This window comes from Psychrobacter sp. Ps6 (assembly GCF_022129235.1).
GTDB lineage: Bacteria > Pseudomonadota > Gammaproteobacteria > Pseudomonadales > Moraxellaceae > Psychrobacter.
Genome location: NZ_JADQAI010000182.1, coordinates 1 through 1081, shown reverse-complemented (window position 1 = coordinate 1081; position 1081 = coordinate 1). Strand labels below are relative to the sequence as shown.

The window sequence follows — 1081 nt, the reverse complement described above, 5'->3', positions numbered from 1 at the left end:
TTGCAATAGTATGCAATGCTATTAATTTGGTGCTATGTGTACAGGTAAGTTGCCATTTTATAACTATTTACAGTTTATTAATTGTAAAGAGTAACTGCTGTTATTTGTTAGTGGCGGTGTGTACTTAATATAGCAATTTTTGTGTATTAGATCTGTTTTATATTCGTCATTAATCTTCATTTTTTTTACATTATTTGAAAATGTAAATATGATTGATGTACCATCATAAAAGAAGGTCCAGCCGGAATCAGAATCTTTCCAGCCAACGTTTTCGACCATTTGTTCAAAAGTATATGGATCTTGTGGATAGCCAAATTGAAATACACAAGTTGGTGTACTATTTTTAGGACAACCAATAATTGACATATTGACAGAAAAAATCCCCAAGCTTTCCTTCTCATTATCTCCTCTTGCTCTATTTGTTGCGTATAAGCTATTTTCAACCCCTAATATAGCCATTTTTGAATAGCCAACACCAAGCGCTGATTTTAGTGTTCCTTCTAACCCTTTCAGAGCGGCATTTCGAGCATCGACTTGTAGACCTAAGAATTTTGGTGCTGCGGTGACTGCTAAAATTCCTAAGATAACAATCACCACAACCAGTTCAATTAGGGTAAAACCCACCACCTTTTTCATATAATAACGATAATTAATAGTTTTGGTGTATGCATTATAGTTTGCTTATTTCTTATTCGCATCTGTTTAGTTGGGAAATGCTAAATTTGATTATAAAAATAAGAATCAATAGTGTTAACAATGGCTTTATAACCATAAAATAACGCTTATTATACTATTGTCATACAAATGTGATCTTCATTATATAAATTAACAAAAAATGTGAATTTGGAATATTAATAAGCTATTTAGATGTATGTCTATACTCAAGTCAGTTGGGTATAGATAGGAAGTTTATATTCCAATAATAAATCTCATTATAAAAAAGATAATGGAGCAATGATGGATGCATCGTACCAAGAGCTGTTAGAAAGTCTTAATCAGCATATCGAAAGTACAAGAATTATTACCGATCCTACTCTAACGTTTGCTTATGGAACTGATGCCAGTTTTTATCGGCTGATTC

At 32.0% G+C, this 1081-nt stretch carries 1 protein-coding gene; it reads right to left on the bottom strand.

Going from position 1 to position 1081, the window contains the following annotated elements; all coding sequences use genetic code 11:
• Positions 1–63: 63 nt before the first annotated feature.
• Positions 64–636: a type II secretion system protein gene (locus I3255_RS14925; RefSeq protein ID WP_275949804.1), complete on the bottom strand. Its 573-nt coding sequence runs from the start codon at positions 634–636 to the stop codon at positions 64–66.
• Between the last annotated feature and the right edge of the window lie 445 nt (positions 637–1081).

Coding starts and splice junctions, on each gene's coding strand:
- I3255_RS14925 (WP_275949804.1), bottom strand. CDS start 636: ATGAAAAAGGTGGTGGGTTTTACCCTAATTGAACTGGTTGTGGTGATT.